We start from the raw sequence: 26,977 nt of genomic DNA, 5'->3' as shown, positions 1-26,977 counted from the left end.
CAGCCAGAGCAAATTTTGTATCCGAGAATTAATATTTAAGTAAAAGGAATTTTTGTGAAAACGCTCAATATCCTCTTAGTAGAAGACAGTCCCCTAGATGCCGAACTGATTGAGGCATATCTAATGGATGGCGGGCTCGAATTTTCTCTGGTGTGTGTGGAAAATCGAGAAGACTTTGCCACGGCGCTGGAAAAACAACGTTTTGACATTATTTTGGCAGATTATATGCTGCCTTGTTTTAACGGGATAGCTGCACTGGAAATCGCCCACACTACTTGTCCGGGAGTGCCGTTTATCTTTGTTTCGGCTACTTTGGGTGAGGAAGTGGCGATCGAAACTTTGAAAAGCGGCGCTACGGATTATGTTCTCAAACGCCGTTTGATACGCTTGGTGCCCTCGATTGAGCGGGCCCTGCGGGAAGTTCAAGAACGGAACGAGCGCAAGCAAGCCGAAGCACAGCAGCAGGAGAGTGAAGCTCGATTTCGGATTATGGCAGATACCGCGCCGGTGATGATTTGGATGTCGGACACTGACCAACTTGGCGATTACTTTAACAAAGTTTGGCTGGAGTTTACCGGTAGAAGTTTGGCGCAAGAAATGGGTACTGGTTGGATGGAAAGCTTGCACCCAGATGACTTGCCAGAATGTCGGGATATTTACCGGAGAGCTTTCGACGAGCGCAGCGAGTACCGGATCGAATGCCGCCTGAGACGCTATGACGGGGAATACCGCTGGGTTTTGGGTACGGGCGTACCCCGGTACAGGCCCGATCGCACTTTTGCAGGTTACATCGGTTCTTACATCGATATTAGCGATCGGAAACTGGCAGAACAAGAACGCGCTGCCGCTTTGTCCCGCGAACAAGCAGCGAGGTTGCAAGCAGAAGAAACAGCTAAAGCGCTGCAATCGGCAAACGATCAAATTACTAACATTCTCGAAAGCATTACCGACGCTTTTATCGCAGTAGATTTAAATTGGAACTATACCTATGTTAACCAGAAAGCTCAAGAGCTTTTAGGCAAGTCACAAGCTGAACTGATCGGTAAAAAAAATGGGGATATATTTCCCGGGGCTGTCGATTTACAGTTTTACAAAATGGCTACCAAAGCATTAGCAGAAAAGATAACAATCGAGTATGAAGAATTCGTACCGTTATGGAATAAGTGGTTGAAAATGCGTTTTTATCCTTCCGATTCTGGTTTGTCGGGTTACATCCAAGATGTTACCGATCGCAAGCAAACAGAAGCTGCACTCCAAGCTAGCGAAGAAAAGCTGAGAATGTTAGCCGAAGCTAACTTGATAGGAATTATCTTCGGGGATGTTAACGGCGCTATCATCGAGGCTAACGACGAATTTTTGCGGATAGTTGGTTACACGCGGGAAAAGTTGCAGCGCGGGGAATTAAACTGGATTGACCTCACGCCCCCGGAGTACCAGTCTCTCGACAAGAAGGGGATTGCAGAAGCACAAGCAACGGGGGCTTGCACTCCCTACGAAAAGGAATACCGGAGGCCAGACGGCAGCCGGATTCCGGTGCTGATCGGATATGTTTTGCTTGCCCAAAAGCACCAAGAATTTGTGGCTTTTATTCTCGATTTGACGGTTGGCAAGCAGTTGGAAAGAGAACTGCACGATCGAGCCCAGGAATTGGCGCGGGCGAACCGGATTAAAGACGAGTTTCTAGGAACTTTGTCCCACGAATTGCGGACGCCGCTGAATGCGATGCTGGGATGGGCACAACTGTTGCGAAACCGCAAGTTTGACGAAAAAACGACTGTTCGGGCTCTGGAAACGATCGACCGCAATACACGCTCGCTGGCAACTCTGATCGATGATTTGCTGGACGTGTCGCAGATTATTACCGGGAAACTGTCGCTGAATTTGAGGTGGGTGGATGTGATTTCGACTGTTGAGGCTGCGATCGATACTCTGGCGCCCGCGATAGCCGCCAAAAATATTGAAATTGTGACGGATTTCGACCCAACTGCGGGGCGGATTTTTGCCGATTCGGGCCGCTTGCAGCAGGTAGCTTGGAATTTGCTGTCGAATGCGATTAAGTTTACTCCCGATGGCGGACAGGTGAGGGTGGCGCTGCGGAAGGTAGAGGGGACGATGGCCCCTGATGAATCCGCTTGCTGTAAAAATTTGTCGCCCGCTAGTGTGGAAATTGAGGTCAGCGACACGGGACAAGGGATTACGCCAGAGTTTTTGCCCCATGTTTTCGATCGGTTCAGCCAAGCTGACAGCTCTACAAGGCGATCGTACAACGGATTGGGTTTGGGTTTGGCCCTAGTGCGCCATTTTGTGGAAATGCACGGGGGGACGGTGCAAGCGACATCGGCCGGAAAGGGACAGGGAGCGAGCTTTTTGGTGAGATTGCCAATTAAACAGCCGCATAGGGACTGCCGATTTTCTGTTCCCGGGCCCGGGGAGTTTGCGGTTCCTCAAAGCAAGGCGCGAGCCCCTGTAAAGGAGTCTTTTGTCAACAGCAATCTTTCTGGAGTGCGGGTATTGGTGGTCGATATAGACGCGGATTCCCTGGATTTTGCCTGTACCGTGCTCGAAGATTGCGGGGCCCAGGTGGAGGCTGCTAGCTCTGGAAAGGGTGCGTTGGAGGCGATTGAAAGGCTGAATCCGGATGTGTTGGCGATCGATATCGGGATACAGGCCCTTGACGGAGAGGCTCTGCTGCAACAAGTGCGATCGCGGATGGCGGACAGGGAAATTCCGGCGTTGGCCTTCACGGCGGTTGGTAGGGTAGAGGAACGGATACGGGCGCTGCAGCAAGGTTTTCAAATTTACGTGCCCAAGCCGATCGAGCCTGCTGAGTTGGTGGCGGTGGTGGCAAGTTTGGCGGCGCGATCGAACGATTTTAGATATTAGATTTTAGATTTTAGATTGACTCCGCCAGGACAGAGGTCGTGACTACACATCAATTTTCTTGGATTCGAGCGATCGCTCGAATCCAAGAAAAACTTTTTTTAGTATTAATCAGAATTAGAGCTATAGCGGTTCTCAAAAAAGTGAGGTATGCCCAATGCCCAATGCCCAATGCCCAATGCCCAATGCCCAATGCCCATGAGTACCTCATCTTTCTGAGAAAGGCTATAATTTGTCAAGCCCCAAAAGTTATAAATTTAATTTAGATCACAGTCTGTAGTTTTTGATACTGATAGCAGTTTCTAAAAGGAATGCAACTGTAGAAAAGTTTCAAACCCTGATAATCATCAGCAGTCCGACTTCTAAAATCTAAAACCTAAAATCTAAAATTGTATGAGGTTCAGGGACGATCGCCCTTAACAGTCTCTCCTCAAATATCAAGTTCACAACTGGGTGCTTCATTAAGCCAGGGACTGAATCACAATTAACCTCATTTGTCATACCCCAAAAGTTATAGATTTAATTTAAGTCAAAGTTTTTAGCTTTTGATCATAGGTGCAGGGACGATCGCCCCTAACACTATCTCCTCAAATATCAAGTTCAGCAACGAGATGCTTCATTAGAAAAATATTCGGTCGGCGTAAATGCTTATAACACTCCTCTATTGCCCGCCGTGCAATGATTTTTTCGTTCTTGGATGTGGACTCGTCGCCCGATTCCCACTATCGACGACTAGATACCAATTGCACCCGACCGGCATCCATTTCATCCATTAATAACTCTAAAGCCTCATAATCAATATCCGAGATGTACCCCAAACGGGTGAGCTCGTAATTGATTTCGTTTTCAATGTCAGGCGTCAACTGCTTAATGTAGAGGGCTTTTTCTACAAGTTGACGAATAGCATGAGTTGCTTGCATAGTAAGTCGGAGAACTCCGTACAGTTTTATTCTCCTCTAAACTGTCGAGCAAACAGGTGATCTAGATCAGAACTAATAAGTGATTTAAATTACATTGTTCAGTTTTATCTAACAGCTACGGCAAAGTCAATCGCAATTTTTATAGTTGCCAAGACTAAACCTACAGGCATAAATAAAAAATAGTATAGTAGCTTACGTTTCCTCCCCAAATCTTACGCAAAACTTCATAAAAAAGAGTCAATAAATAAAGATTCAGTAAAACTACTGACAACAACTGGTCAGTTTGCCTCAAATTAAGTTAGGCTCAGAGTAATCAAGTAGGTTTAGGCTTACATCCGTCCAGCGCAGTAGTTGAAAATACGTAGCAATCATAGGTTTGACATATGCAGACACTTCTTGCCCATAAACCAATTACGGTGATTCGACCCCTAGACTACCTGAATGCAGCCACCTGCGAAGAATTCGGACGGCAACTAGCGACAGCAATTGCAGCCCCCGGAGTTGTAGCGGTACTCGTAGATTTGGCCGAAGTAAAATTTATTGACAGTGCAGGTTTGATGGCATTGGTTTCGGGCCTCAAGCAGGCGAAAAAAATGGGGCGCAGGTTTAGTCTTTGCTCGGTATCCCCCGGCATTAAGATGATTCTGGAACTCAGCCAACTCGATCGAGTGTTTGAGATATTTGAAAATGTCGATAGCTTTGAAGCCGAAAACTCCTGCGTAAACCAGCACTGGTAGAGGTTCCTCCTCGGCGACAACAAGCAACAAAACCCAGTAAATTCGGTTAGATGACCGAAAACACAGACGACTGTCATTGGCGTGTTGGTAGATTTTAAGGTAGGCTACTTAAGAGTCGCAACTATTTAGCGAGTCGAGCCGTGGCAGTAAAAGTCGAAGAATTACTTACAGCAGAGATTAATCAGCCTGCTCGTTATCTGGGAAACGAATTGGGGGCTACGCACAAGCCTTGGGACGCGGCGTCTGTGCGCTGGGTTCTCACTTACCCAGAAGTTTATGAAGTTGGTGCTTCCAATCTGGGGCACATCATCCTTTACAACATTTTGAACGCTGTGCCGAGGCAGTTGTGCGATCGGGCTTATTTGCCCGCCGCCGACTTGGCAGCAAAACTGCGATCGACCAAAACTCCCCTGTTTGCCGTAGAATCAAGGCGATCGCTCACAGAATTTGATATTCTGGGCTTCAGCCTCAGCTACGAACTCGGAGCAACAAACATTCTGGAAATGCTGGATTTAGCCGGCATTCCCCTAACTTGGCAAGAAAGAGCGACCAATCCCCAAAACGGTCAAATGCCGCTGATTTTTGCTGGCGGACAAACGGCAACTTCTAACCCGGAACCCTACGCTGACTTTTTTGACTTCATCGCTTTGGGAGATGGAGAAGAGTTGCTGCCAGAAATTGGCTTGATTTTGGCAGAAGGCAAAACAAATAATTTGAGCCGACAAGCATTGCTGCTGGATTTAGCGCAAATTCCAGGCGTCTACGTCCCGCAATTCTACGATATGGCGGCCGACGGTTCTGTTCATCCCAACCGCCCGCAAGTTCCAGAACGAATTCTGCGCCGCGTGGCAACTCCCATACCAGCTTATTCGATCGGCCTGGTTCCCTACGTCCAGACAGTACACGACAGACTGACAGTAGAAATCCGCCGGGGATGCACCCGCGGCTGTCGCTTCTGTCAGCCGGGAATGCTGACTCGCCCCGCGCGCGATGTCGAACCGCAGCAAGTCGTAGAGGCGATCGAACAGGGGATGCAAGCCACCGGGCACAGCGAGTTTTCCCTGCTTTCCCTGAGTTGTTCCGACTATCTGGCACTCCCAGCAGTGGGGATGGAAATCAAAAATCGCCTGAAAGATAAAAATATTTCTCTGTCTCTACCCAGCCAACGGGTTGACAGATTTGACGATAATATTGCCGACATTCTCGGCGGTACGCGACAAGGCGGTTTGACTTTTGCCCCGGAAGCTGGTACTCAGCGGATGCGCGACATCGTTAACAAAGGTTTGACAAACGAAGAATTGCTTCGGGGTGTCAAAACTGCGGTCGATCGCGGCTGGGATAAAATCAAGCTGTATTTTATGATAGGTTTGCCCGGAGAAACCGATTTTGATGTTGTGGGCATCGCCGAAACAGTCCGCTGGCTGCACAGGGAATGCAGGGTGGATGGCCGGCGGGGACTGATTTTTAACTTGACAATTTCTAATTTTACGCCTAAGCCTCACACTCCTTTTCAGTGGCACTCGGTTTCTACTGCTGAGTTTTCCCGCAAGCAAAAACTCCTGAAGGAAGAGTTTCGGGGGATGCGGGGCGTCAAGGTGAATTACACTGATGTGCGGATTTCGGCAATGGAGGATTTTGTCGGACGGGGCGATCGACGTTTGGCTGCTGTAGTCCGCCGCGCTTGGGAACTTGGCGCGGGTATGGATGCGTGGTGGGAAAGCTTGGATCAGGCTTACAAAGCTTGGACTCAGGCGATAGAGGAATCGGGCCTTACCTGGAAATACCGCCAAGTCGAAAGCGGCGAGTGGAATCTTTTTGAGAAGGAAGAGGAGCACGACACGGATGCGGACACGGATACACGGATGAATTTAACGGCGGGGGCGGGCACGGGGGCACCGCCCCTACTGGATCAACATTTGCCTTGGGATCACTTAGATACGGGAATCGACAAAAACTGGCTGAAAATTGACTTGCAAAAGGCTTTAGAAGCAGCGACGGTTCCCGACTGTTCCTTTGAAGGGTGTTCGCGCTGTGGGGTGTGTGGCACGGATTTCGGACACAATGTGGTTGTGGATGCGCTGCCAATTCCTGAGTTTGCTGGGGAGTTTGTCCCGAATACCGAGCGGAAACAGCGTTTGCGGGTTTGGTTCGGGAAGGTGGGCGATATGGCTTTGGTTGGTCATTTGGATTTGATCCGATTGTTCGATCGAGTAGTCCGCAGAGCCGATTTGCCGATTTCGTTTACCGGCGGGTTTCACCCGAACCCTCGGATTTCTCTGGCAAATGCTCTGCCTCTGGGCGTTACCAGCACAGGGGAAATTGCCGACTTTGAGCTCACGGAGTCGATCGATATTGAGAGTTTTCGGGAAAAGTTGGCCGCTAAGCTGCCGGAAAATATTCCGATTTACAAGGTTGAGTCGATCGATCTCAAGGCTCCTTCTGCTAACCAGTTGTTAGAAGCAGCGGAGTACGTAATTACTGTGGCCTCCGCAGGCTCGTTGACAGAAAATGGCGAATTAGACCGGGAAAATGCTGCTCCTGTCTCTGTGGCTCCTGATGCCAACTGGGAAGCTTGGGTCAAGACGATCGTCGAAACCGAGGCTTTTTGGCGGGTGCATACTACTAAGTCGGGAAAGACGCAGGATGTCAATTTGCGCGATCGACTGCACAAACTAGAACTTGTAGAGCAGAAACAAGACAGCAGCACCTCTGCTAGGAGTGGTACATCCGAAGGTAGAGCCGTTTTGCGCTTTACCGGCAGTTGTCGCAGCGATGGCAACTTGCTAAAGCCAGAACATATTGTTTTCATGCTCGAACAAGTCAGCCAGCAGGAAATTCAGCTTCTGCAGGTTGAGCGTAGTCAGCTAATCCTAGGTTATGGTTAAGATAGGGAAGCCGTGGTGGAATTTTTTACCTTCGGCTCTCGATCGGGATGTGTCCTTTCACGCTATAATCGCTTGTTATGGAAGCCGCGGTGGCTCGAGCGCTTTAGTCGCTCGCCGCCCTCGTCAACCAGCAACGCGGGCTGGGTGCAATTTGCTTCTGTTCAAGACTTCAAGCCTTTTTGTTGTACATTCACGGGCTAAATCTAGCGCCAAACCCGCCGGAGCGGGGTCTGAACCAAATTTAGCGATTAATTTCGATCGATCGACTGGTTGTCGGTGGTCGGCTTATTCAAAAATCTCACGGTTCAAACCGCAGAGCGGGTATTCAACAATAGATGTTTTTGACGGGTCAAAAAACGGAGATAAGCCCCCGACTTAAGTCGTGGAGAACCAAAAATTTTAGATTGTAGATTAAAGTTCCAGCTCCCAGATTTATCTGTGGAGTAAATCTAAAATCTAAAATCTAAAATCTAAAATCGACTGACCCGTCAAAAAACGCAGATAAGCCCCCGACTTAAGTGGTGAAGAACCAAAAATTTTAGATTTTAGACTCTAGTTCAATCTCCCAGATTCATCTGTGGAGTAAATCTAAAATCTAAAATCTAAAATCGACTGACCCGTCAAAAAACGGAAATAAGCCCCCGACTTAATTCGTGGAGAACCAAAATTTTAGATTTTAGATTAAAGTTCAATCTCCCAGATTCATCTGTGGAGTAAATCTAAAATCTAAAATCTAAAATCTAAAATCGACTGACCCGTCAAAAAACGGAAATAAGCCCCCGACTTAATTCGTGGAGAATCCAAATTTTAGATTTTAGACTAAAGTTCAATCTCCCAGATTCATCTGTGGAGTAAATCTAAAATCTAAAATCTAAAATCTAAAATCGACTGACGAGGTTTTAGGGTTGGCAGGGGCGGAGGTTGCAGTCGAATGCCAAGCTGGGGTATGTTGAGTGCGATCGCACAAGAATTCAACAAAAGTCCTTACGCTTTCACTCCTACCTACTTTCGCTCAAAACCAACCCTCTACCACCACGCAAGCGGAGTTATCAGTTCGTAGTGTTAAGTTGTGTGTTAAGAAATTGGTACGGTGTCAATGAATTTATTCGCGCTCGTTCAAAGGAAGAGTTGTAAGTGTTGAATTTTGAGTATTGATTTCGCAATTGTCAACTCAAATCTCAATATTGCTAACTCGATAAAAGCCTCCTTATTTCTATCTCTCAGATTTATCTGCTGAGCATAACTCATAACTCTGTACGGGCGGGTTTAACTACTTTATCTGTAACAGTTAACAGTGAACAGTCAACAGTTAACAGTTAACAGTGAACGGTCAACAGTTAACTTTCCTTCCACCCTGCACCAACTCACAGCTAATAACTCTTCAAGCTACTACTAATTACAGTCTAAGTCAGAGGCACTATGAGTGCGTAAGTGTCTCTAACTTGCTGCCAGTTTTTTGAGGAAATTGAATGACAAAGCAGATAGTTATAGCAGAGCAGCATCGCATTGCTGCCGTCTTTTCAGAAGATCAAATCCAAGAACTTGTGGTAGCCACAGGCAGCCACCAAGTCAGTGACATTTACTTGGGAATTGTCGAAAATGTACTCCCTGGGATAGATGCGGCATTCGTCAATATTGGAGATCCAGAACGTAACGGGTTCATGCACGTCACAGACCTCGGCCCCCTGCGCCTTAAACGCTCGGCAGGAGCAATTACAGAACTCCTGACCCCCCAGCAGAAAGTGGTGGTACAGGTAATGAAAGAACCGACGGGCAGCAAAGGCCCCCGGCTGACAGGCAACATTACCCTGCCGGGCCGCTATTTGGTACTGATGCCTTACGGCAGGGGAGTCAATCTCTCGCGGCGGATCAAGTCGGAAGCCGAGCGCAACCGCCTCAGAGCCCTGGCTATTTTGGTGAAACCGGCAGGGATGGGGCTGCTGGTACGCACTGAAGCTGAAGGGATGACCGAAGAAGCGATCATGGAAGATTTGGAAGTCCTCCAAAAACAGTGGGAAGCCGTTCAACTCGAAGGCGGTACTTCGCGGGCGCCGGCACTGCTCAACCGGGATGACGATTTTATCCAGCGGGTGCTGCGGGATATGTTCAGCGGTGACGTGAATCGGATTGTGGTGGACTCGCAAAATGGAATTAAGCGGGTGAAGCAGCAGTTGATGAGCTGGAACGGCGGTAAACTTCCTGCGGGAGTTTTGATCGACCACCACCGAGAGCGCGCCTCGATTTTAGAATTTTTCCGCGTTAACGCTGCGATTCGAGAAGCCCTCAGACCAAGGGTTGATTTGCCTTCGGGTGGTTATGTGATTATCGAGCCGACTGAGGCGCTGACGGTGATAGATGTCAACTCTGGCTCGTTTACTCGATCGGCGACGGCTCGCGAAACGGTACTCTGGACAAATTGCGAAGCAGCCACGGAAATTGCTAGACAACTGCGGTTACGCAATATTGCCGGGGTGATTATTGTTGACTTTATTGACATGGAATCCCGCCGCGATCAGTTGCAGGTGCTGGAACATTTCAATAAAGCTCTCAAAGCTGACAAAGCTCGACCGCAAATCGCTCAACTGTCGGAATTGGGACTGGTAGAACTGACTCGCAAGCGCCAAGGTCAAAATATTTACGAGTTGTTCGGCCACAGTTGTCCTACTTGCAGCGGATTGGGTCATCTGGTGCGCTTGCCCGGAGAAGAAGACTTCGCCACAGCGGTGCGGGAATCGGCCGATCGCACTGTTGCTACGTCGAACCGCGTTTTGTTGAATTTGCCCGAAGGATTGGAACGCCGCAGCTTGACGCCTGTGGCGGCTGCAACTCCTGCACCAGTGCGGGAAGAACGCCCCCCCGAACCTGCTAGGGCTGCTTGGGAACCTCAGACTCAGAGCGAAAGTTCGGATTTTGAGACCGGCAGTAACGCCTCGCCTTTGGACTTGCTCAACCATCCCAGCTATCAGGATTTGGGGAACGGAACTAGACGGCGCCGCCGCCGCCGGATTGGCGAAGAGCCTTTTGCTCTCCCGGCGGAGGAGGAACCGGTACGCAGCAAGTTGCGGCTGCCGAATACTTCGAGCGCGCCCGTCGCGGATACGCGCTCTGAGTATCTCGCACCCCCCGGCATCCGGGCCGCGTCGGAGGGCTTCGGGCTAGTGAATATGGCGACTGTGGGCAGGCGCGAGGATTTCGATCGCGTGCGTCCCGCTAAGTCTGAGTTGATGAAGCCGATGGTGGAGCCTCCAGAGGTGATTTCGGTGGAAATGACGGCGGAGGAGCAGGATGTTTATGCTCTGATGGGGGTTTCTCCTTTGGTGCTTACCGATCGCAGCGTGAAAAATCCTAAGAATGCGATCGTTTCGGTGACTCTCCCCGGAGCGGCCCCGAACAAGCCGCCTTTCGAGCAGCTCGAATTTGAATTTGAACCGACGGCGCCTGTACAGAATGCACAGGAACGGGATTATTATCCAGAAAGGTCGGTAGTTGAGCCTGTTTTTTCTGAGGATGATGAGGCCCAAATTTACGGCGAGAGTTCGATCGACCAAACTGATGGTTTTGAGCGAATCGAGGAATCCAGCGATGTGATGGGCGAATCCTATGAGCCGATCGAATCCTATGAGCCGATCAAATCCTATGAGCCGATCGAATCCTATGAGCCGATCGAATCCTATGAGCCGATCGAATCCTATGAGCCGATCGAATCCTATGAGCCGATCGAACTCAATGAGCCGATCGAACTCAGCCAACCCAGCGAACCCAGCCAACCCAGCGAACCCAGCGAACCCGAGGAGCCGGCTATCAACCGTCGTCGCCGCCGCCGCTCGTCAGCCGTTGTGGATGAGTGATATGAAGTCAGAGGGAAGAAGGAAGAAGTCAGAGGGAAGAGGGAAGAAGGAAGAAGTAGAAATTTTTACTCTCTTCCCATCTTTCCATCTTCCCCTTTCCCCCTCTCCCTCGAACACTCTACTAATTGCGGGTGTGGATGAAGTCGGACGAGGCGCTTTGTTCGGGCCGGTGGTGGCTGCCGCCTGCATTTTGCCCGACGAAGTTCTCGATGAATTAGCAAGTTGCGGGGTGCGAGATAGCAAGCAGTTGAGTGCCGCAGCCCGGAGTCGGTTAGCTGTGAAAATCCGGGCTGTGGCTGTTGACTGTCAAATTGGTGCGGCTTCGGTGCGGGAGATCGATCGCCTCAATATTTTGCAGGCTTCTTTGTTGGCGATGAAGCGGGCGATTTTGAAGTTGAAGGTGACGCCGGATTTGTGTTTGGTTGATGGGAATCAAAGGATTCCCAATTTGTCGATCGAGCAAGAGACGATGATCAAGGGTGATGCGCGATCGATTCAGATTGCTGCTGCTAGTATTGTGGCCAAAGTTTGGCGCGATGAATTAATAGTACGTTTGGCTGTTAAGTATCCTGAATATGACTTGACAAATAACAAGGGATACGGTACTGCTAAACATAAATTGGCTTTGGAACGCTGCGGGCGATCGGCTTTTCACCGAGTGTCTTTTAGTCCTTGTCGAAAATCTTAAAATTACGGTGAAAAACTTAGCTAATTCCAGCGCAATTATATAAAATTTGAAAAACCAAGAATTTCCGATTAAAAAATTCAGCTAGTACAGGCTGAACAATGTGTATCACTTGTTAGAGAAACGAGCTAAGCAATAGAGTTGTCTTAGTCTATTCCCAAATTTATCATTTTCAGGCTCCGGTAGCATCTATAGAATCTTTATTTAACCTCTTCAGCATGACTGATAATTTGTTAACAATTCCCGGCTATCGCATCATTGATCAAATCTACAATGGCTCTAGAACACAGGTTTATCGAGGACTTTCTGAGTCAAACCAAAAAGTAATTATCAAACTGCTATTGAGCGAGTATCCCACTGTTAGCGAACTGGTGCAGTTGCGGAATCAGTACACCATTACCAAAAATCTTGACCTTCCGGGAATTGTCAAACCCATTGCACTCTTAAACTACCGCAATGCTTTTGCTCTGGTAATGGAGGATGTTGGCGGTGTTTCCCTTGCTGAGTATACTGCTAATGCTGAAGCGAAGAATTTGGGCGATCGCCTATCAAGTAATTCTGAGGTTTCTTCCCCCCATACTTCGCCCCTACCGCTAGATGAGTTTTTGCCCATCGCGATTCAGATTGTCCAAACCCTAGAAGGATTATATCATAACCGAATTATCCACAAAGATATCAAGCCCCAGAATATTATCATTCACCCTAAAACTAAAGAAGTTAAATTAATTGACTTCAGCCTTTCCTCTCTTTTACCCAGAGAAAAACAGGAAATCCACAACCCAAACGTCTTAGAAGGAACCCTAGCTTATATGTCCCCAGAACAGACGGGACGAATGAATCGGGGTATCGACTACCGCACCGATTTTTACTCGCTGGGAGTCACGTTTTACAAACTACTTACAGGGGAATTACCCTTTAACTCTACCGATCAAATGGAGTTAGTTCACTGTCATATTGCCAAGATTCCAACTCCCCCAATAAATCTGGTTCCAGCTATTGGGGTGATGGTGAATAATATCATTATTAAATTGATGGAGAAAACTCCCGAGTCACGCTATCAAAGTGCTATTGGGCTGCGATATGACTTAGAAAATTGTTGGCAGCAATGGCAAAAAAATGGCAATATTAGTCAGTTTGCCTTGGGGAATAGGGATATTTGCGATCGCTTCGTCATTCCCGAAAAACTCTACGGTAGAGAAACTGAAGTTAAGACGCTATTAGAGGCCTTCGATCGCATCAGTCACCCCACCCTTAACAACGGGGAGCAAGGGAGAGTCGAAATCATGCTAGTGGCTGGCTTTTCCGGCATTGGTAAAACCGCTGTAGTGAATGAAGTTCACAAACCCATTGTCCGCCAACGGGGTTACTTTATCAAAGGAAAATTTGACCAATTCAAGCGCGATATTCCCTTTTCTGCATGGGTACAAGCATTCCAGAATTTGATGCGGCAATTACTCACCGAAAGTGCGACCCAGGTGCAGAAATGGAAAGTCAAAATATTGGAGGCTTTGGGTGAAAACGGTCAGGTCATTATTGATGTCATTCCTGAATTAGAACACCTGATTGGCCAGCAGAAAAAAGTCCCCCAACTAGAGGGAACAGCCGCTAAAAATCGCTTCAATCTATTATTTCAAAATTTCATCAGAGTGTTCGCAACAAAAGAGCATCCTTTAGTAATTTTTTTGGATGATTTGCAGTGGGCCGACTCGGATTCATTGAAGCTAATGCAATTGTTGAGGAGCGAGACGAAGACCCGCTATGTGTTGTTAATGGGAGCGTATCGGGATAATGAAGTTTTTCCAGCACACCCACTGATCCTGACCTTGGATGAGCTTCGCAAAGACTCTGCAACAGTCAACCAAATTACTTTAGCACCCCTAGACAAAACTTCCCTGAATCGCCTGATTGCCGATACTCTTTCCTGTCCGCCAGAAAGGACGATTCCTCTGACAGAACTAATTTTTACTAAAACCAAAGGCAATCCTTTTTTTGCTACTCAATTTCTCAAATCTCTTCATAAAGATGGGTTAATTACCTTTGATTTTACCCCTCCAACCCCCCCTCGGCAAGGGGGTGCAGGGGGGGGGTGGCAATGCGATATTGCCCGAGTTAGGGCGCAAGCTTTGATCGATGATGTGGTCGAGTTTATGGCGATTATGTTGCAAAAGTTGCCCCTAGATACCCAGAATGTTCTGAAACTTGCAGCTTGTATTGGCAACCAATTTGACTTAGCAACCCTGGCAATTGTTCATGAAAAATCTCATACTGAGACAGCGGGTCATTTGTGGAAAGCGTTGCAAGAAGGGTTAGTTATTCCGATTACTGAAGTTTACAAGTTTTTTCAGGACTCGGAATCAGTTGAAGTTGCACAAGCGTCGGAGTTATCGGTTCCCTACAAGTTTTTACATGACCGAGTGCAGCAAGCAGCATATTTTCTGATTCCCGAATCCCAGAAACAGTCAACCCATCTCGAAATTGGGCAACTGCTGTTGAGGAATACTCCTGAAGCAGAAATAGAAGATAAAATTTTTGATATTGTCAACCAGTTGAATATGGGGTTGGAGTTAATTGACTATCAGACTGAGCGAGATCAATTAGCTCAATTAAATTTAATTGCCGGACGTAAAGCTAAAGCTTCAACTGCTTATGCTGCGGCAAATATCTATCTGCAAACAGGGATTCAACTCTTGAGGGCCAACTGCTGGCAGAGTCAGTATGAATTGACCCTGAATCTCTATGTTGCTGCTGCCGAAGCCGCCTATTTGAATGCTGACCTTGATGGCATGGAAGAGATGGCAGCACTGGTGTTGCAAGAAGCTCAGACAATTTTAGATCGAGTTAAAATTTACGAAATTCAAATTGCCGCTCAGACAGCCCAGAGCAAGGTGTTAGAAACGATCGCAGTAGCAAGAGATGCACTCTGGCAATTGGGGATTGAACTCCCTGCCGAGCCTGATAAAGCCAAGATTAGCAAAGCGCTACAAGCCCTTGCGAGCCAACTAAGCGGCAGAAGGATTGAGGAATTGGTTGACCTACCTGTGATGACAAATCCACAGACTCAGGCAGCTATGCAACTGTCTGGTATGTTGTTTCCACCCATTTTCCAGGGAATGCCCGGTTTGCTGCCCCTGCTGAGCTCCACGATGGTGAGTTTATCGCTCTCCTTTGGGAATGCGCCCGCATCGACGGTGGGGTATGCGATGCACGGGATGGTGTTATGTGCCTTTTTACAAGAGGTGGAAACGGGCTACGGCTTTGGGCAATTGGCACTCTCATTGCTGGATAGGTTCAATGTGCCCGAACTCAAGCCCACCGTTCTACTTTTGTTTGGTGGCTGGATTCAGCATCATCAAGAATCTCTTTTGGCAACGATACCGACGGTGAAAGATGGCTTTACGGCTGGCATGGAAACTGGCGACTTTGTAGACGCTGGCTACAACATATATATTTATTTTTATACGCATTTATTCGCTGGGGTAGAACTAGACACTTGGGAACCAGAAATAGCAGGTTACAGGGCTGTTATGGCGCAGTTGAAACAATATTCTGCTCAGATTTATTTGGATATGGTTCAGCAGACGGTGCAGAACTTGAGGGAAACCCGTATGCGGCCGGATTGCTTAATAGGCTCCGCCTACGATGAAACGGTGATGATTCCCAAGCACTATCAGGATAATGAATTCACGGCGATCGCCTGTGCCTGCATCTTCAAACTGCTGCTTGCTTACTGCTATGGGAATTATACGGCTGCCCTAGACCACATTTCCCAAGTCAAACAGTATTTGATGGGAGTATCGGGATCGGTTTTTGTTCCCATTTTCCATTTTTATGCCGCCCTCACCCACCTGGCACTTTTTCCGACACAGCCAGAAACCGAGCAAGCTTCCATTCTTGCCTTGGTGAAAACCTATCAAAGCACCCTGCATCAGTGGGCGCAAAATGCTCCCATGAATTATTTGCATAAATGGTATTTAGTAGAGGCTGAACGACATCGAGTTTTAGGTCAAAATATGGAGGCGATGGATTATTACGATCGCGCCATTAAACTCGCTAAAGAAAATCAGTACATTAACGAAGAAGCACTTAGCAATGAGCTGGCAGCCAAATTCTATTTAAGCTGGGGAAAAGAAAAAATTGCCCAAGTCTACCTAACGGATGCTTACTACGCCTATGCACGCTGGGGAGCCAAGGCAAAACTTGAGGATTTAGAACAGCACTATCTCCAATTACTAACGCCTATTTTTCACCCGAAAACGAGCTTAAAGAGAGGTCAGACACTTGCGAAAATGATGAGTGGAACTGTTGCTAGTACCAGTTCAGGTGTTTCAAAAATTCTGGACTTGGCAACAGTAATCAAAGCCTCTCAATCACTTTCAGGAGAAATCAACCTCGATAAGTTGCTCTCCACTTTGATGCAAGTGATGATTGAGAATGCGGGCGCAGAAAAAGGAGCTATGATTTTGAGAGAAAAAGATTCTTTCTTCGTCGCGGCTCAATGTGCGAGCGGTAAATTGTGCAACCTGCGCTCAACTCCCGTTGTTGACTCTAACGAAATTCCGATCGCGATTATTAACTATGTCTCGCGCACCCAAGAAACTTTGGTAATTAATGATGCGACGACTGAGGCTACCTTTGCTGCTGACTCTTATATCATCCAGCATCAACCCAAGTCGGTTTTGTGTCTGCCGATTCAACATCAAGGAAAGGCGATCGGCATCTTTTACGTAGAAAATAACCTCACAACAGGTGCATTTACTCCCGACAGATTAGCAGTCTTAAAACTTTTATCCTCTCAAGCCGCCATCTCCATAGAAAATGCCCAACTCTATGCCAATTTAGAAGCAAAAGTAGAAGAACGCACTCAAGAATTATCACAAGCTTTAAGCAATCTCAAAGCCGCCCAAGAAGGATTGATTCAATCAGAAAAAATGGCCGCTTTAGGACAACTGGTTGCCGGAGTTGCCCACGAAGTTAACACTCCCCTGGGCGCGATTCGCTCCTCAGCAGGAAATGTTTCTAAGTTCTTGAATCAAACTTTAGAACAGTTGCCCGCACTTTTTCAATCTCTCTCCCCAGAAGAAGCACATAATTTCTTGAGTTTACTTCAGCGATCGCTCCAACAAGAAGCAAGCTTATCAACCAAAGAAGAACGCAAATTGAAGAGAGCTTTGAGAAGCCAACTGGAAGAATTAGGAATTGACAGTGCCGATACCGTAGCCGATCGCCTAGTGATCATGGGCGTTTATAATGAAATTGATACCTTTGTCCCTTTGTTGCAAAGATCCGATAGTTTACATCTCTTGGAAATCGCCTACAAACTTTCCGAATTAAAAAGAGGCATCGCTACTATCAACACCGCCACAGACAGAGCATCAAAAGTAGTTTTTGCCTTAAAAACTTATGCCCGCTACGAACAGTCGGGCGAAAAAACAGCAGCCAGTATTACAGAAGGTATTGAAACAATCTTAACCCTGTATCAAAATCTCCTCAAACAGGGAGTTGAGGTCATCAAAAACTATGCCGAAATGCCGCCGCTACTGTGCTATCCCGACGAACTCAATCAAGTTTGGACGAATTTAATTCATAATGCTTTGCAAGCAATGGATTATCGAGGCACGCTAACAATTGAGTTAACGGCTCAAGATTACCAGGCTAAAATTAGCATTACCGACAGCGGCCGGGGGATACCAGAAGAGATAAAAACGAAAATATTTGACCCGTTTTTTACTACTAAGTCGGCAGGAGAAGGCAGCGGATTAGGACTAGATATTGTCAAGAAGATTGTGGACAAGCATCAGGGAAAAATTGAAGTCGAATCAATTCCGGGCAAAACTACATTTAATGTTTTCCTGCCAATGAGCACTGTATAAGCAGGTCAATCGATTTTAGATTTTAGATTTTAGATTTTAGAGGCGACCCCACGGATAAATGCGGGGGCTTGAGGATTTTCGATTTTCGATTTGGGATTGATTCCAGGGATAAATCACGTGGCGGGTACCATCAAGAAATTCCTGGTCAAACCTCGCAAACGATATAAGGTAGTAAGTAGGTCGGGTTTTACTTGGTTACACCTCACATCTTGCACCATTGTCAATAAACCTTTATGAACAGGCAAGATGCCTGTTCCACAAAAAATTTATCTCTTGTGGAACAGGCAAGATGCCTGTTCTTGAGAATGGTGCAAGATGTCAGTTACACCCAACCTGCAATCTACCCAACTGGGAGTATTTCAAAAGTTAAAGCGTTATGATGCCAATAACTTGGATTCCACGGGAAACGGATGTAAAACAGCAGTACGATGCGTTATGCTCAGCTAAGCTGCTACGCAGATAAATTGCTTGGTTGCGGCTACTGGGGAGGGCAAGAGGATCTGGGGAGCCGTTGACTTGTGACATCTTAAGATAAGATGGGGCCTACTAATACACTTTACTACTTTGACTACTTTTGCTACTAATAACAATTAAAAAGGAGAAAAAAGAGATGTCTAAACCAGTTATTTTGTGCGTTGACGACGAGAGAATGGTGTTAGACAGTCTCAGGACGCAGCTAGCATCAGCATTTGGGGATGCCTACATCTATGAAGGGGCTGAGGATGCTGAGGAGGCTTTAGATGTAATTAATGACCTCAACGAGGAGGGAATTAGCGTTATTGTGATTATTTCTGATTGGTTAATGCCCGGTATCAGGGGAGATGAGTTGCTGATTCAAATTCACAAGGAATATCCCAAGGTTATTAAAATTTTGCTAACAGGTCAAGCTGATGAAGTAGCAATTGACAGAGCAAAAAAACAGGCTAACCTTCATTGTTGCTTATCTAAACCTTGGTTGGAATCCGATTTGCTAGAAACTATTAAATCTGGTTTATCTAAACTATGAGCCAACAGGTAATTATCTGTGTTGATGATGAAAAAACTGTACTCAGGAGCCTCAAAGCAGAACTGCAAGAGGCTGTTGGCAATGATTATATAATCGAAATTGCTGAAGGTGGGCAAGAGGCATTAGAGTTAATTGAAGAATTGCTAGAGGAGGGGGATGAAATTCCTTTAATTATTTCCGACCACATTATGCCTGATATGAAGGGAGATGAGCTGTTGAAACAGGCTCATCTAATTTCGCCTAAAACTATAAAAATTATGCTGACAGGACAAGCAGATATTGGGGCGATCGCCAATGCTATCAACTCTGCAAACTTATATCGTTATATTACCAAACCTTGGCAAGCTGAAGACTTGAAATTGACGGTTAGAGAAGCGCTAAATAGTTATCTTCAAGATAAACAACTGACACAACAAAACGCCCAACTCCAGCAAATAAATCAGGAGTTGGCCGAGTTAAACAGCCAGCAAACCGTATTCATTGCTAAACTACACGAAAACGAAAATCGGTTGACACAGTTTTTGGAAGCAATGCCGATTGGTGTGGGTGTGCTGGATGCGGACGGCCAACCTTACTACATCAATCGGAAAGCAAAAGAGATATTTGGTAAAGGAGTTGTACCCGATACCAGTTCCAAGCAATTGTCAGAGGTTTATCAACTCTATCAAGCAGGCACAAATCAAAAGTATCCTACGGAGAATTTGCCCATCGTGCGCGCCTTGAATGGGGAAAGTGCTACGGCTGACGATGCAGAATTTCATCAAGGCGACAAGATTATTCCCCTAGAAATCTTCGCTACTCCCATCTACGATCAACAAGGAAATATTGTTTATGCTATCCACACTATTCAAGATATCACGGAACGCAAAGAAGCTGAGGCAGAACGCCAAAAGTTCATCGAGGATCTCTTTGAGGTCAATTGCAATTTGGAAATTTCACTGGATGCAGAATTAGAAATTGCGGAGGCGACAAGTCGCTTTGTACCCAATCAGTTTTTATCTTTTTTGGGATGTGACAGTATTGTTGATATTAAATTGGGAGAAGCGGTAGAGTTGGAAATGTCAGTTTTGTTTTCTGACATCCGCGATTTCACTACTCTTTCGGAACAAATGACACCGGAAGAAAATTTCAAATTTATCAATTCTTTTCTGAGTCGAATGGAACCGCTGATTGTGGAAAATCAGGGGTTTATTGATAAGTATATTGGTGATGCAATTATGGCTTTGTTTAGCGAGGGGGCGGATGATGCTTTGAAAGCGGGAATTGCGATGCTGCATACTCTTGCTGAATACAATCGAGATCGCGCTTCTGTGGGTTATGTGCCAGTGGAGATTGGGGTGGGAATCAATACTGGTTCTTTGATTCTGGGTATAGTGGGCGGAAAAAGCCGGATGGACGGTACTGTGATTAGCGATGCGGTTAATTTGGCTTCTCGGATTGAAAGTTTGACGAAGAATTACGGGCTGTCGCTGTTAATTACTCAGCAGACTTTCGATCGCTTGACAAATCCTGCTGATTATGCTATTCGGGTAATTGATAAAGTTCAGGTTAAGGGTAAGTCTGAATGGGTGACTGTTTATGAAGTTTTTGATGCGGATTTGCCGGAAGTTAAAGCGGGGAAGTTAGGGACTAGGGAAATATTTACTGAGGCTTTGTCTTTGTACAATATGAATAATTTTAGGGAAGCTGCGGGACTTTTTGCGGATTGTTTGGGGCAAAATCCGGGGGATAAGGTGGCTCGAATTTATTGGGAAAGGTGTCAGTAGTTAGTTGACAGTTGACAGTTGACAGTTGACAGTTGTCAGTTGTCAGTTGGTAGTTGACAGTTGTTAGTTGGTGATTTTTAGTAATAACCAAGGACTACTGACTGCTGACTAATGATTAATGACTAATGACTAATGACTGCTGACTAATGACTACTGATTACTGACTACTGACTACTGACTATTGATTAAGGACTAATGACTAATGACTAATGACTGCTGACTACGGTTGTTCGATCGGCAATTCTATGATAAACTCGGCTCCGTGGCCGAGTGCAGACACGCAGCTAAGTTTGCCACCGTGTTCTTCGATAACTTTGTAGGAAATAGACAGGCCCAAACCGGTGCCTTTGCCGGCGGGTTTGGTGGTAAAAAAAGCCTCGAATAACTGCTGGGAAACTTCTTCGGGCATACCGGGGCCGTTGTCAGAAATCCTAATTACAGCATTGGAGTTTTGGACTTCAGTCCTAATTTTAATCTTGCTGCGGTTAGCTTTGACTTCGGCAACTGAACGCCCTTCGTTGTATTCCTCGATCGCGTCGATCGCATTTCCGATCAAATTCATAAATACCTGATTGATTTTCCCGGCATAACACTCAACCAAAGGCAAATTTCCATAGTCCTTAATTACCGCAATTTCAGGATAGTTACCTCTGGCTTTCAGGCGACTTTGCAGAATCAGCAACGTTCCTTCAATCCCTTCGTGCAGGTTAACTTTGCTCATTTGAGAATCGTCTTTGCGGGAGAAATTTCTGAGCGATCGCACGATTTCCCGAATGCGATCGGCCCCAACCTGCATCGAAGACATCGCTTTCGGCAAATCTTCTAGCAGAAACTCTAATTCGATATCCTTAATTTGATTTTGAATTGCTGCCGGCGGCTGCGGGCAGTGCTTCTGGTACATATCGAGCAAATTCAGCAAATCTTCGGTGTAGTGGCCCACGTGGACGAGATTGCCGCAGACGCTGCTAACGGGATTGTTAATTTCGTGAGCAACACCGGCTACCATTTGACCGAGAGTAGACATTTTCTCCGTGTGAATCAATTGAGCTTGAGTTTGCTGCAATTCGTGCAAAGTATTTTCGAGTTGAAGTTTTTGTTTGGTTAACTCTGTTTGCGATCGCCGCAAAGCTTCTTCACTGCGTTTCTGCTCGGAAATATCAGTAATTAACCCTTCCAAGGCTATCAATTCTCCAGAGTCGGAAAACACTCCCAAACCTTGCTCCCAAACCCATTTTAATTCGCCGTTTTTAGTAGTAATTCGGTAATTTAGCTGATAGGGTCGATTTTCTTGTAAGGCAACTTGCACGGCATTCCACAAATTCTCGCGATCGTCCGGGTGAGTCAATTCCGATATAGAAACTTGCCGAGTGCCGATAAATTCTTCAGGAGAATAGCCGGCTAACTGATAGCAACCTTCGCTGACAAACTCCATACTGCGATCGGCATCGTTGCGAAAACGGTAGGCCATTCCCGGCAAATTGCTCATCAGCGTCGCCAAGGCCCGCTGGCTTTCCCGTAGGGCTTCTTCGGCGTGTTTGCGATCGGTAATATCTGTCATCACCGCCAGCATACAAAGTTCGCCGTCCAAATTAATCAATTCCGCTGACAGCAAACACACCACCACCGATCCCGACTTCATCCGAAACTCGCATTCCTGATTGCGAACAACACCTTGTTCGTGCAAACTTCGCCTAAAATTAAGTCTATTTTCAGGCCTTACCCAAATATTTAACCCCGGTACTGTATTCCAGGTCGTTTCTTCTAAACTGTAACCAGTCATCGACAGAAAACTATCATTAACTTCTATAAAACGACCCTCAGCAAAAGTAGTAATAATCATCGGATCTGGACTCGACCGAAAAGCCTTAGAAAACTTTTCTTCCGATAATCTCAACTTTTTAATAGCCTCTTCCAACTGACTTGTCCGCTCTTTAACCCGCCATTCCAATACCTCATTAGCCTGCTTCAGCGCTTCCTCAGCCTGCACCCGATAAGTGATATCGCGCACCACGCCTTGCAGCCCTATTTTGCCGCCGATATCCATAGAAGTTAGCAGCACTTCCGCCGGAAACTCAGAACCATCCAAACGGCAGTGCCGCCAGTCAAAACGGCAATTTCCCGATCGCAGAGCCGTATTAATTCGCTCTTGAGAAAGACTCATAGAATCTTGTCCGTCCGGTTGCAACGGCGGGCTAAATTCGGCAGGATGCTTGCCGCAAAACTCCGACTCAGTGCTGCATCCAAATAACTTTAAAGTAGCCGGATTGCAATCCAAAAAACCCTCTTCGTCTAGCAGCATTACCGCATCAGTCGTCGATTCGTACAAAGTGCGAAACTTTTTTTCCGACGCCTGCAAAGAAGCAATCAACTGCATCTTTTCCTCAGCCGCCCGCTTTTGCTCAGTAATATCCTGCATTACTTGAGAAAAGCCCTGCAACTTTCCCCTTTCATCGCGCAAAGGAGTAACAATAATATTCGCCCAAAATCTTGATCCGTCTTTGCGAAGCCGCCAGCCTTCATTTTCGTATCTACCTTCTGCCACTGCCCTGATTAATTTTTCTTGGGGCTTGCCGATTTCAATATCTTCTTTCGTGAAAAAACACTCCGCATTATTGCCGACTATTTCATGAGCTCTGTATCCCAAAATGCGTTCTGCACCTGAATTCCAGCTAGCTACATACCCATCAGGATCTAACATGAATATAGCGTAATCCTTAACGCCTTCAATTATTAAGCGCAGGCGTTCTTCGCTTTCTCGAAGTCCAGATTCTGCTTGCTTGCGCTGGGTGATATCTTCTACAAAACCTTCGTAGTAGAGCAATTTACCTGCTTCATCGCAGACAGCCCGCGCATTCTCAGCGATCCAAATTATTGTTCCGTCTCGGCGATAAATCTGCGACTCAAAATCCGATACGATGCCCTGTTCTTGCAAAGCATAAACAAACTGATCGCGGCGATCGGGATTGACGTAAAGCTGATGGCTGATATCAGTCAGACAGCCCATTAATTCCTCGGCGGAATTATATCCGTAGATTCGAGCCAAAGCTGGGTTAGCGCTGATGTAGCGACCGGATTGAGTTGTTTGAAAAATACCAGACACAGCATTTTCAAACATACTATAATATTTTGCTTCCATTTGGTGCAGTGCCTCCGCGACATTCAGGCATTCTATCGCTTTATTTTCTAATTTTTGATTTCCCACTTGTGAATACCCTGCTCTTGTGTGTGAGGTGAATATTTTTGGTCTACCGCCTGTTAAATTTGAGCCGTTAGTTAGGCTGAAAGATGGTGTGTCGCAGCCGGAGACGAGTGTGTTTATTCATCTGTCCTACTGGGCTGTTAGTTGTTAGTGGTTGCTGCAGAAAGTTTAGTTGTTCGGGTATTTATTTGAGGCTTGACTGGCTGTCACGATCGCATTGGCATATCGATCGGCCTGCGGTGCAGGTGTTCGAGCAAAACCTGCTCCTTGAAATCTCCCTGAATATATTAGCAGTTGAATACCCTGAAATAAGTTAGTAGCAAGGATGTTGTTACAATAAAAGGCTGCGACTTCTACAACCGCAAAAGTGTATTTTTAGGATTTGGGTGAGAGTGGGATCGACTCTTACCCAAGACAACTAACCCGCCTGTATGAGCTAAATGCTCACTGTCGGAGCTGTCAGTCGATTTGAGATTTTATATTTTAGATGAAAGTTGACTCCACAGATGAATCTGGGGTTCTCCTAAAATCTAAAATTTTTGGGTCTCCGCAACTCCTGTAGGAAACTTTTATCGGTCTTTGGGTTCTCTGAGTTACTGTTAAGTATTCTTGCTGATAGATAATACAGCAGACTGCGGGCTGGCAGTTGTATGATCAGGGGTTTCTATGTAAAGTTGGCACAACAATAGGGTAATTGTTGTATCAAAAAATTCATATTCTGCTGCTGTGGGGGGAAAAATTCTGTAGCGGTGCTGGCAGTTGGGCAAAAATCTGGGTGCGATCGCGCAAAATGTGGTCGGCAAGTCTGGTAAAATCCCGATCGATTCTCGGTTTGGCCGCAAAGCTCGATCGAGCTAAATTTGACTAAAAACTAATAAATGACAGATTCTCCTCTCCTAGCAACGCCAGAGTTATCCCTTGCTTCAACCCAGACGGCGGATTCTCCTGTGTGGCCAGCCCTCCTGCAACAACTATTAGACAGACAATCTCTCTCACGCGCCCAAGCAGCCGACTTGATGCAGGGATGGCTAGCAGAAGCTATTCCCCCCGTCCTTTCAGGAGCAATTTTAGCGGCCATCCAAGCCAAAGGCATCTCTGCCCCAGAATTGGTAGGAATGGCTCAGGTATTGGATTCTCAGTCGCTTGCAGGCGAGTCGGAGAGCGTTTTCAATCCCAAATCCTCAATCTCCAATCTCAAATTAATTGATACTTGCGGCACAGGTGGCGACGGCGCTTCCACGTTTAACATTTCCACTGCTGTCGCTTTTGTGGCCGCCGCCGGCAAAGTTCGAGTCGCGAAACACGGAAATCGCTCCGCATCGAGCAAAGTGGGTTCTGCTGACGTGTTGGAAGCACTCGGAGTCAACCTCAACGCCGATCCCGCGAAGGTAAAAGCTGCGGTAGACGAAGTAGGCATCACCTTTTTATTTGCCCCTGGGTGGCATCCCGCACTTAAGGCTGTAGCGTCGCTCCGGCGCACTTTGAAGGTGCGGACTATTTTTAACCTATTAGGGCCCCTTGTCAATCCTATGCGCCCTACAGGGCAGGTAATTGGGGTGTTCGATCCTAGTCTGGTATCAACTATTGCCCAAGCTTTGGGCGAGTTGGGGACTGAGTTAGCTGTAGTCGTTCACGGCAGAGAAAAGTTGGACGAGGCGGGGTTGGGAGATGTGACTGATTTGGCCGTTTTGTCGGATGGCAAAGTGGAACTCACTACTTTAGACCCCCAAAAGGTAGGATTGACACCAAGTGCGATCGGCTCGTTAAAAGGCGGAAATGTTGAGGAAAACGCCGAGATTTTGCGGAACGTTTTGCAAGGCAAAGGTACGCCCGCACAAATGGATGTTGTAGCTTTGAATGCGTCTTTGGCTTTTCAGGTGGGAGGCGCAATTCCTATGGGTTCTCACGCAGCAGGAGTTTCTATGGCTAAGGACATTTTATTGAGCGGTGAATCTTGGTTGAAGTTGCAGCAGTTGATTGAGTTTTTGAAATGAAGGAAGAAGGAAGAAGGAAGAGGGAAGAAGGAAGAGGGAAGAAGGAAGAGGGAAGAAGGAAGAGGGAAGAAGTAAAGAAAAATTTAGAACGCCAAAATCTTCCCGCTCAAACCGTCTAAAACTCAGCCTTCTGCATTCATACTTTTTCAAGTTGGGAAACTTTTTTCTCTCTTCTCTTCTTGTTGGTTAGTAAAAAAAATCCTTCTTCCTTCTTCCTTCTTCCTTCTTCCCTCTTCCTTCTTCCTTCTGTTTAAGAGCGCGATCGAAATTCAATGACATCTTGCTTAATAGTCACATCTTTATTACCAAAAAAGTCGTGACCCAACAGTCCGATATCTAGGGATGGCGAGACTGCGACAACTACATTGTTAACCGCCAGACCCCCAGCTTCCATAGAAGTCAGGCGACCGAGGGGAAAAGTAGCTACTCCGTTGGGAGTTTGTGCTTGCACTGTTCCCTGGAGAACAACGCCCAAGGCTTTAGCCATTGCTGGTGTAATTACTGTGCCACTAGCTCCAGAATCTACCATCATCTCGAACTTTTGTTTGCCGTTAAACGTGACTTCTATGACGGGGATATTAGCCTCTCGGCGTTTGATTTTTGCCTGAAACACTCCCGACTTTGCGGCCGCCGAAGTGCTGGGAGTCAATTCTTTAGGGAGAAAACCGCAGACTGATTGGCTGAGGTTGACGGTTCTGCCTGACGAGCTCCGCATGAAGCATCCCTCACTTTCTTGAGCCACTGCTCGCGAGGAGTTGGCAACAGTCCCTACTAAAATTGAACTGCTCAGAGAAATAACCCCTGCTAAAACCAGTAAAGGTTGGCGCAGGTTGTGAGGGATCGGTAGAGGCTTTTTTGAGTTTGAGAGTAAAGGCAAGGGAGATTTGCTGGCCATAGTTTGATTAAACGCTGTAGCTCGATCGTAACAGCGACAACTGCCTTTTGGTATAGATTTGGTATAGATAGAGAATTTCCGCCCGCCACCTAAGCTGCTGGCAGAGAAATTGCTGGCGCGGGGGGAGATGGAGAATTTGCACTTATAGCCTTTCTCAGTAACATGAGGTACACGCTTTATAAGCGGGCATAGGGCATAGGGCATAGGGCATAGGGCATAGGGCATAGGGCATAGGGCATAGGGCATAGGGCATAGGGCATACCTCACCAAGATTGCGAACTGCTGTATTGCT

General features: G+C 46.7%; 16 protein-coding genes. 13 read left to right on the top strand and 3 right to left on the bottom strand.

The window, feature by feature from the left end; all coding sequences use genetic code 11:
- Window positions 1-54: 54 nt before the first annotated feature.
- On the top strand, window positions 55-2,883 hold the full coding sequence (locus QUB06_RS02785; RefSeq protein WP_333434011.1) for a PAS domain S-box protein: 2,829 nt from the start codon (window positions 55-57) through the stop codon (window positions 2,881-2,883).
- A 719-nt stretch (window positions 2,884-3,602) separates the two neighbouring features.
- On the opposite strand, the gene QUB06_RS02780 is transcribed toward QUB06_RS02785, so the two are convergent.
- A complete protein-coding gene (locus tag QUB06_RS02780; RefSeq protein WP_015176637.1) occupies window positions 3,603-3,800 on the bottom strand; it encodes a hypothetical protein in 198 nt (65 codons plus the stop codon).
- A gap of 383 nt (window positions 3,801-4,183) precedes the next feature.
- On the opposite strand from QUB06_RS02780, the gene QUB06_RS02775 reads away from it, so the two are divergent.
- From QUB06_RS02775 to QUB06_RS02735, 9 genes are all read left to right on the top strand, one after another.
- Window positions 4,184-4,537 (top strand): STAS domain-containing protein, encoded by a 354-nt coding sequence (locus tag QUB06_RS02775; RefSeq protein ID WP_333434010.1) that lies wholly within the window; start codon window positions 4,184-4,186, stop codon window positions 4,535-4,537.
- Window positions 4,538-4,677: 140 nt separating this feature from the next.
- On the top strand, window positions 4,678-7,422 hold the full coding sequence (locus QUB06_RS02770) for a TIGR03960 family B12-binding radical SAM protein (RefSeq protein WP_333434009.1): 2,745 nt from the start codon (window positions 4,678-4,680) through the stop codon (window positions 7,420-7,422).
- Window positions 7,423-8,353: 931 nt separating this feature from the next.
- Complete coding sequence (locus QUB06_RS02765; RefSeq protein WP_333434008.1) at window positions 8,354-8,482, top strand: hypothetical protein; 129 nt, start codon at window positions 8,354-8,356, stop codon at window positions 8,480-8,482.
- A 409-nt stretch (window positions 8,483-8,891) separates the two neighbouring features.
- On the top strand, window positions 8,892-11,270 hold the full coding sequence (locus QUB06_RS02760; protein ID WP_333434007.1) for an Rne/Rng family ribonuclease: 2,379 nt from the start codon (window positions 8,892-8,894) through the stop codon (window positions 11,268-11,270).
- Between the two features lies 1 nt (window position 11,271).
- Complete coding sequence (locus QUB06_RS02755) at window positions 11,272-11,958, top strand: ribonuclease HII (RefSeq protein ID WP_333290013.1); 687 nt, start codon at window positions 11,272-11,274, stop codon at window positions 11,956-11,958.
- Window positions 11,959-12,173: 215 nt separating this feature from the next.
- A complete protein-coding gene (locus QUB06_RS02750; RefSeq protein WP_333434006.1) occupies window positions 12,174-17,825 on the top strand; it encodes an AAA family ATPase in 5,652 nt (1,883 codons plus the stop codon).
- Window positions 17,826-18,140: 315 nt separating this feature from the next.
- Window positions 18,141-18,272 (top strand): hypothetical protein, encoded by a 132-nt coding sequence (locus QUB06_RS02745; RefSeq protein WP_333434005.1) that lies wholly within the window; start codon window positions 18,141-18,143, stop codon window positions 18,270-18,272.
- Window positions 18,273-18,435: 163 nt separating this feature from the next.
- On the top strand, window positions 18,436-18,831 hold the full coding sequence (locus tag QUB06_RS02740) for a response regulator (protein WP_333289999.1): 396 nt from the start codon (window positions 18,436-18,438) through the stop codon (window positions 18,829-18,831).
- Window positions 18,828-20,597, top strand: coding sequence for an adenylate/guanylate cyclase domain-containing protein (locus QUB06_RS02735; protein ID WP_333434004.1), 1,770 nt, complete (start codon window positions 18,828-18,830; stop codon window positions 20,595-20,597). The genes QUB06_RS02740 and QUB06_RS02735 overlap by 4 nt, the downstream gene beginning before the upstream one ends.
- 220 nt (window positions 20,598-20,817) lie before the next feature.
- Here QUB06_RS02735 and QUB06_RS02730 read toward each other — a convergent pair whose 3' ends face one another.
- Window positions 20,818-23,799 carry a PAS domain S-box protein gene (locus QUB06_RS02730; RefSeq protein WP_333434003.1) on the bottom strand — a complete coding sequence of 994 codons (2,982 nt, stop codon included), beginning with the start codon at window positions 23,797-23,799 and terminating at the stop codon, window positions 20,818-20,820.
- Between the two features lie 694 nt (window positions 23,800-24,493).
- On the opposite strand from QUB06_RS02730, the gene QUB06_RS02725 reads away from it, so the two are divergent.
- The 3 genes from QUB06_RS02725 to QUB06_RS02715 are packed head-to-tail and all read left to right on the top strand — an operon-like array spanning window position 24,494 to window position 25,909.
- Window positions 24,494-24,664: a hypothetical protein gene (locus QUB06_RS02725; protein ID WP_333434002.1), complete on the top strand. Its 171-nt coding sequence runs from the start codon at window positions 24,494-24,496 to the stop codon at window positions 24,662-24,664.
- A gap of 10 nt (window positions 24,665-24,674) precedes the next feature.
- Entirely contained in the window at window positions 24,675-25,790 is a 1,116-nt protein-coding gene (gene trpD / locus QUB06_RS02720) for an anthranilate phosphoribosyltransferase (protein ID WP_333434001.1), read from the top strand.
- A complete protein-coding gene (locus QUB06_RS02715; protein ID WP_333434000.1) occupies window positions 25,787-25,909 on the top strand; it encodes a hypothetical protein in 123 nt (40 codons plus the stop codon). Before trpD ends, QUB06_RS02715 begins: the two co-directional genes overlap by 4 nt.
- Before the next feature lie 131 nt (window positions 25,910-26,040).
- On the opposite strand, the gene QUB06_RS02710 is transcribed toward QUB06_RS02715, so the two are convergent.
- On the bottom strand, window positions 26,041-26,685 hold the full coding sequence (locus QUB06_RS02710) for a retropepsin-like aspartic protease (protein ID WP_333433999.1): 645 nt from the start codon (window positions 26,683-26,685) through the stop codon (window positions 26,041-26,043).
- Window positions 26,686-26,977 lie beyond the last annotated feature (292 nt).

This window comes from Microcoleus sp. D2_18a_D3, assembly GCF_036702455.1.
GTDB lineage: Bacteria > Cyanobacteriota > Cyanobacteriia > Cyanobacteriales > Microcoleaceae > Microcoleus.
The sequence above is the reverse complement of the archived record's forward strand: the minus strand, read 5'-3'. Positions and strand labels throughout refer to the sequence as shown.

Coding starts and splice junctions, on each gene's coding strand:
- QUB06_RS02780 (WP_015176637.1), bottom strand. CDS start 3,800: ATGCAAGCAACTCATGCTATTCGTCAACTTGTAGAAAAAGCCCTCTAC.
- QUB06_RS02775 (WP_333434010.1), top strand. CDS start 4,184: ATGCAGACACTTCTTGCCCATAAACCAATTACGGTGATTCGACCCCTA.
- QUB06_RS02765 (WP_333434008.1), top strand. CDS start 8,354: ATGCCAAGCTGGGGTATGTTGAGTGCGATCGCACAAGAATTCAACAAA.
- QUB06_RS02760 (WP_333434007.1), top strand. CDS start 8,892: ATGACAAAGCAGATAGTTATAGCAGAGCAGCATCGCATTGCTGCCGTC.
- QUB06_RS02755 (WP_333290013.1), top strand. CDS start 11,272: ATGAAGTCAGAGGGAAGAAGGAAGAAGTCAGAGGGAAGAGGGAAGAAG.
- QUB06_RS02750 (WP_333434006.1), top strand. CDS start 12,174: ATGACTGATAATTTGTTAACAATTCCCGGCTATCGCATCATTGATCAA.
- QUB06_RS02745 (WP_333434005.1), top strand. CDS start 18,141: ATGTCAGTTACACCCAACCTGCAATCTACCCAACTGGGAGTATTTCAA.
- QUB06_RS02740 (WP_333289999.1), top strand. CDS start 18,436: ATGTCTAAACCAGTTATTTTGTGCGTTGACGACGAGAGAATGGTGTTA.
- QUB06_RS02735 (WP_333434004.1), top strand. CDS start 18,828: ATGAGCCAACAGGTAATTATCTGTGTTGATGATGAAAAAACTGTACTC.
- trpD (WP_333434001.1), top strand. CDS start 24,675: ATGACAGATTCTCCTCTCCTAGCAACGCCAGAGTTATCCCTTGCTTCA.
- QUB06_RS02715 (WP_333434000.1), top strand. CDS start 25,787: ATGAAGGAAGAAGGAAGAAGGAAGAGGGAAGAAGGAAGAGGGAAGAAG.
- QUB06_RS02710 (WP_333433999.1), bottom strand. CDS start 26,685: ATGGCCAGCAAATCTCCCTTGCCTTTACTCTCAAACTCAAAAAAGCCT.